Genomic DNA, 5,797 nt, shown 5'->3' on the forward strand with positions numbered 1-5,797 from the left:
CGGTGAGCGCGCCGACCGCCGCGGCCGTGCCGGCCGCACTCGTGACCGCCGGGGGTCCGCCCCGGGTGCCCGCCGGCCGGGCCGCTGAAGGACTACTCCGAGCACTACGGGGCGATCATCGGCTGGACCGCGGGCGTCATCGTCCTGCTGTTCGCCTTGATCCTCTGGGGCTGGACCGCGCGCAGGCGCCGTCAGTCCGGGATCCCCGCACCGGAGGCCGTGCCCGCCGCGCTCTACGACTCCGAGCCGGCCGCCGCTTCCGAGGGCATGTACGTCGGCACGGTGCTGGGCGAGGACCGCCTCGAGCGGCTGGCCGCCCACGACCTGGGCGTGCGCTCCGGCGCCCGACTCGAGGTGCACACCGCCGGCGACCACGCCGGCGTGGCCGTGCTCCGCCCGCGCGTGGACAACGTGTTCGTGCCCGCCGCCGCCCTCCGCGGGTGCGGCACCACCGGCGGCATGGTCGGCAAGTTCGTCGAGCCCGACGGACTGGTCGCCTTCACCTGGGACCTCGGCGGCACCGAGGTCACCTCCGCCTTCCGCCCCCGCGACCCGCAGGACCGCCGTGCCCTGCTGGACGCCCTGCAGACCATCGTCGACCGCACCGCCACCGCCGGTGCCGCACAGGAGGACGCCCGATGAGCCCCACCACCGATCCCGCGCTGCTCGTGCTCGAGGACGGCAGCGTCCACCGCGGCCGCGCCTACGGCGCCCGCGGCGCCACCCTCGGCGAGGCCGTGTTCACCACCGGCATGACCGGCTACCAGGAGACCCTTACCGACCCGTCCTACGCCGGTCAGATCGTGGTGCAGACCGCGCCGCACATCGGCAACACCGGCGTCAACGACGAGGACCGCGAGTCCCGGGCGATCTGGGTCGCCGGCTATGTGGTTCGCGACGCCGCCCGCCGCCCATCCAACTGGCGCTCCGAGCGCTCCCTCGACGAGGAGCTCGAGGCCGAGGGCATCGTGGGCATCCAGGACGTGGACACCCGGGCGATCACCCGTACCCTGCGCACCGAGGGCTCCATGAAGGCCGGCGTGTTCTCCGGTGCGGAGGCCGAGCGCCCCGTGGCCGAGCTGCTCGAGCAGGTCCGTTCCCAGCCGGCCATGAAGGGCCAGTCCCTGGCCGAGTCCGTCTCCGCCTCCGAGGCCCACGTGGTCTCCCCGGCCGAGCACGGCTGGGCCGGAGAGCCGCTCGCCCGCATCGCCGCCCTCGACCTGGGCATCAAGGCCGCCACCCCGCGCCACCTCGCCGCGCGCGGCGTGGAGGTCCACGTGTTGCCGGCCACGGCCGACTTCGCCGCGATCCGGGCGGTGGACCCGGACGGGGTCTTCCTGTCGAACGGTCCAGGAGACCCGGCCACGGCGGACCGGCAGGTGGAGGTGCTGCGCGAGGTCCTGGACGCCGGGCTGCCGTTCTTCGGCATCTGCTTCGGCAACCAGATCTTCGGACGTGCCCTCGGCTTCGGCACCTACAAGCTGCCGTTCGGCCACCGCGGCCCGAACCAGCCGGTCATGGACAAGGAGACCGGCCGCGTGGAGATCACCTCGCAGAACCACGGGTTCGCCGTGGACGCCCCGCGAGGCGAGGTCGTCGAGGCCCCCGAGTCCCGGTTCGGTCGGGTCGAGGTCTCGCACTGGTCGCTCAACGACGACGTCGTGGAGGGCCTGCGCCTGCTGGACCGACCGGCCTTCTCCGTGCAGTTCCATCCCGAGGCCGCCGCGGGTCCGCATGACTCGCTCGGCCTGTTCGACCGCTTCGTCGCCCTGCTCACCGAGCACCGTGACTCCCGTTCCGCCCGCACCGTCGAAGGAGCCTGACCCATGCCCAAGCGCACCGACCTGAACTCCGTCCTGGTCATCGGCTCCGGCCCGATCGTCATCGGCCAGGCCGCGGAGTTCGACTACTCCGGCACCCAGGCCATCCGCGTGCTGAAGGAGGAGGGTGTCCGCGTCGTCCTCGTGAACTCCAACCCGGCGACGATCATGACGGACCCGGAGCTGGCCGACGCCACCTACGTCGAGCCGATCACCCCCGAGGTGGTCGCCAAGATCATCGAGAAGGAGCGCCCGGACGCGGTCCTGCCCACCCTCGGCGGCCAGACCGCGCTGAACACGGCCATCGCGCTGGACAAGGACGGCGTGCTGGAGAAGTTCGGCGTCGAGCTGATCGGCGCCAACATCGCTGCGATCGAGCTCGGTGAGAACCGCGAGAAGTTCAAGGGCGTGGTGGAGCGCTCCGGCGGCGAGTCCGCCCGCTCCGCGATCGTGCACACCATGGACGAGGCCCTCGCGGCCGTGGGGGAGCTTGGCTACCCCGTGGTGGTCCGCCCCTCGTTCACCATGGGCGGCCTCGGCTCCGGCATGGCCTATGACGAGTCCGACCTGCACCGCATCTGCGGTGCCGGCCTGCAGTACTCGCCGACCTCCGAGGTGCTCCTGGAGGAGTCCATCCTCGGCTGGAAGGAGTACGAGCTGGAGATGATGCGGGACCGCAACGACAACGTCGTGGTGGTCTGCTCGATCGAGAACGTGGACCCCGTGGGCGTGCACACCGGCGACTCCATCACGGTCGCCCCGGCCATGACGCTGACGGACCGCGAGTACCAGAAGCTGCGCGACATCGCGATCAACGTGATCCGCGAGGTCGGCGTGGACACCGGCGGCTGCAACATCCAGTTCGCGGTCAACCCGGAGGACGGGCGCGTGGTGGTCATCGAGATGAACCCGCGCGTCTCCCGCTCCTCGGCCCTGGCCTCGAAGGCCACCGGCTTCGCGATCGCCAAGATCGCCACGAAGCTGGCCCTGGGCTACACCATGGACGAGATCCCGAACGACATCACCCGCAAGACCCCCGCCTCGTTCGAGCCGGTGCTGGACTACGTGGTGGTGAAGGTCCCGCGTTTCGCGTTCGAGAAGTTCCCGGCCGCGGACCCGACGCTGACCACCACCATGAAGTCGGTGGGCGAGGCCATGGCGATCGGCCGCAACTTCACCGAGGCCCTGCAGAAGGCGCTGCGCTCCCTGGAGCAGAAGGGCACCGAGCTGTCCTTCGAGAAGGAAGCGGATCCCCATGCCCTTCTGGCCGAGGCCCGCACCGCCACCACGCAGCGCCTGGCCCAGACCCAGCAGGCGCTCTACGCCGGCGCCACCCTGGAGCAGGCGTTCGAGGCCACAGCGATCGACCCCTGGTTCCTGGACCAGTTCATGCTGATCAACGAGGTCGCGGACGAGGTCCGCGAGGCGGACCAGCTGACCGCGGAGCTGCTGCACCGGGCCAAGCGCCACGGCTTCTCTGATGCCCAGATCGGGCAGCTGCGCCACATGGACCCGGCCGTGGTCCGCGGCGTCCGCCACGCGCTCGGCGTGCGCCCGGTCTACAAGACCGTGGACACCTGTGCCGCCGAGTTCGAGGCCTTCACCCCCTACCGCTACTCCAGCTATGACCTGGAGACCGAGGTGCAGCCGCACGAGGCGAAGTCCGTGATCATCCTCGGCTCCGGCCCGAACCGCATCGGCCAGGGCATCGAGTTCGACTACTCCTGTGTGCACGCCACCATGGCCCTGCGCGAGGTCGGGTACGAGACCGTCATGGTCAACTGCAACCCGGAGACGGTGTCCACGGACTACGACATCTCGGACCGGCTCTATTTCGAGCCGCTCACCCTCGAGGACGTCCTGGAGGTCATCGCGGCGGAGGAGGCCTCCGGCGGCGTCCTCGGCGTCTACGTGCAGCTGGGCGGCCAGACGCCGCTGAAGCTCGCGCAGCAGCTGGCGGATGCCGGCGTGCCCATCCTCGGCACCTCGCCGGAGGCGATCGACCTGGCCGAGCACCGGGGCGAGTTCGCCCGGGTGCTGGACAACGCCGGCCTGATCGCCCCGAAGAACGGCACGGCCGTCTCCTTCGAGGACGCCAAGCGCGTGGCCGACGCCATCGGCTACCCGGTCCTGGTGCGACCCTCCTACGTGCTGGGCGGCCGCGGCATGGAGATCGTCTACACGGAGGAGGCGTTGGCCTCCTACGTGGAGCACGCCACCGAGATCACCCCGGACCAGCCGATGCTGGTGGACCGCTTCCTCGAGGACGCGATCGAGATCGACGTGGACGCCCTGTACGACGGCTCGGAGCTGTACCTCGGAGGCATCATGGAGCACATCGAGGAGGCCGGCATCCACTCCGGCGACTCGGCCTGCGTGCTCCCGCCGGTGACCCTCGGCCCGGACGTGCTGGAACGTGTGCGCACCGCCACCGAGCAGATCGCCGCCGGCGTGGGTGTGCGTGGCCTGATCAACATCCAGTTCGCCCTCGCCTCGGACGTCCTCTACGTGATCGAGGCCAACCCGCGCGCCTCCCGCACGGTCCCGTTCGTGTCCAAGGCGACCGGTGTCCAGCTGGCCAAGGCCGCCGCCCTGATCGGCGTGGGACGCTCCATCGCGGACCTGCGCTCCACCGGTGTCCTGCCGTCCCGCTACGACGGCGCGAGCCTTCCCATGGACGCGTCGGTGGCCGTCAAGGAGGCCGTGCTCCCGTTCACCCGCTTCCGCACCGCTCAGGGGCGCGTGGTGGACTCGCTGCTGGGCCCCGAGATGCGCTCCACCGGCGAGGTCATGGGCATCGACCGCCACTTCGACACGGCCTTCGCCAAGTCGCAGGCCGGTGCCGGGGGACCGCTGCCGACCTCCGGACGCGTGTTCATCTCCGTGGCGAACCGGGACAAGCGCTCTATGGTGGGCCTGGTCAAGCGCCTGGTGGACCTGGGCTTCGGCATCGTGTCCACCGGCGGCACCGCGGACGTGCTGCGCCGCAACGGCATCCCCGCCGAGGTGGTGCAGAAGATCGCCGCCGCGGACGCCCCGGACGGCGAGGGAACGGTCCTGGAGCAGCTTCACGCCGGCCCGGTGGACCTGATCCTCAACACCCCGTCCGGCGGAGACGCCCGCACGGACGGCTACGAGATCCGCGCCGCGGCCACCTCGCTGGGCGTGCCGGTGATCACCACCCTGGCCGAGTTCGCGGCCTGCCTGCAGGCCATCGAGGCGCAGCGGCAGTTCGCCTGGTCCGTGATCTCCCTGCAGGAGCACGAGGCGCGGCTGCAGACCGCCCTGGACGACCAGGCGTCCGAGCGCACGGCGGCGGGGTCGCGGGCATGACCGGCACCGGCGCCACCGTCTCCGGCACCGCCGGGCGCGTCTCCTTCGGGGCGCGCCTGGCGGCGGCCATGCAGGACGTGGGCCCGCTCTGCCTGGGCGTGGACCCGCATCCGGGGCTGCTGAAGGCCTGGGGGCTGGACGACACCGCCGCCGGCCTCGAGGTCTTCTCCCTGACCGCGCTGGAGGCGGCGGTGAACGGTGGGACGCCGCTGGTCGCGGCGCTGAAGCCACAGGTCGCGCTCTACGAACGGCACGGCTCCCAGGGCATGGCGGCCCTGGAACGGCTGCTGGAGGAAGCCCGTGACGCCGGCATCCTCACGATCGCGGACGCCAAGCGGGGGGACATCGGCTCGACCATGGCCGGCTACGCGGCGGCCTGGCTGTCCGACGGCTCCCCGCTGGCCACCGACGCCGTGACGCTCAGCCCCTACCTCGGCTTCGAGTCGCTCCGTCCGGCGCTGGACCTGGCGGCGGAGACCGGCCGCGGGGTGTTCGTGCTCGCGCTCACCTCCAACCCGGAGGGCGCCTCCGTCCAGCATGCGGGGCACGACGACGGCGCCCTCGCCTCCTCGGCGTCGCCCGCCACGTCCCGTCCCTCGCCGGCCGATCCCGCCGCGAACTCGGTGGTCGGCGGGGGGTTCGGC

The 5,797-nt window shown here is 71.7% G+C and carries 4 protein-coding genes; all 4 read left to right on the forward strand.

The annotated features are described in order from the left end of the window. Positions 1–156: 156 nt before the first annotated feature. Positions 157–642, forward strand: coding sequence for a PH-like domain-containing protein (locus tag AC2W7A_RS08545; RefSeq protein ID WP_485990986.1), 486 nt, complete (start codon positions 157–159; stop codon positions 640–642). Continuing rightward, complete coding sequence (carA, locus tag AC2W7A_RS08550; protein ID WP_485990987.1) at positions 639–1,823, forward strand: glutamine-hydrolyzing carbamoyl-phosphate synthase small subunit; 1,185 nt, start codon at positions 639–641, stop codon at positions 1,821–1,823. Before AC2W7A_RS08545 ends, carA begins: the two co-directional genes overlap by 4 nt. A gap of 3 nt (positions 1,824–1,826) precedes the next feature. Continuing rightward, positions 1,827–5,153, forward strand: a complete 3,327-nt coding sequence (gene carB, locus AC2W7A_RS08555; protein ID WP_485990988.1) for a carbamoyl-phosphate synthase large subunit — start codon at positions 1,827–1,829, stop codon at positions 5,151–5,153. Next, a partial coding sequence (gene pyrF / locus AC2W7A_RS08560) for an orotidine-5'-phosphate decarboxylase (protein WP_485990989.1) occupies positions 5,150–5,797 on the forward strand: 648 nt, incomplete at its 3' end. The genes carB and pyrF, both read left to right, overlap by 4 nt.

The sequence above is a fragment of the Micrococcus sp. LASM2_SD2 genome (assembly GCF_057364565.1).

Coding starts and splice junctions, on each gene's coding strand:
- carA (WP_485990987.1), top strand. CDS start 639: ATGAGCCCCACCACCGATCCCGCGCTGCTCGTGCTCGAGGACGGCAGC.
- carB (WP_485990988.1), top strand. CDS start 1,827: ATGCCCAAGCGCACCGACCTGAACTCCGTCCTGGTCATCGGCTCCGGC.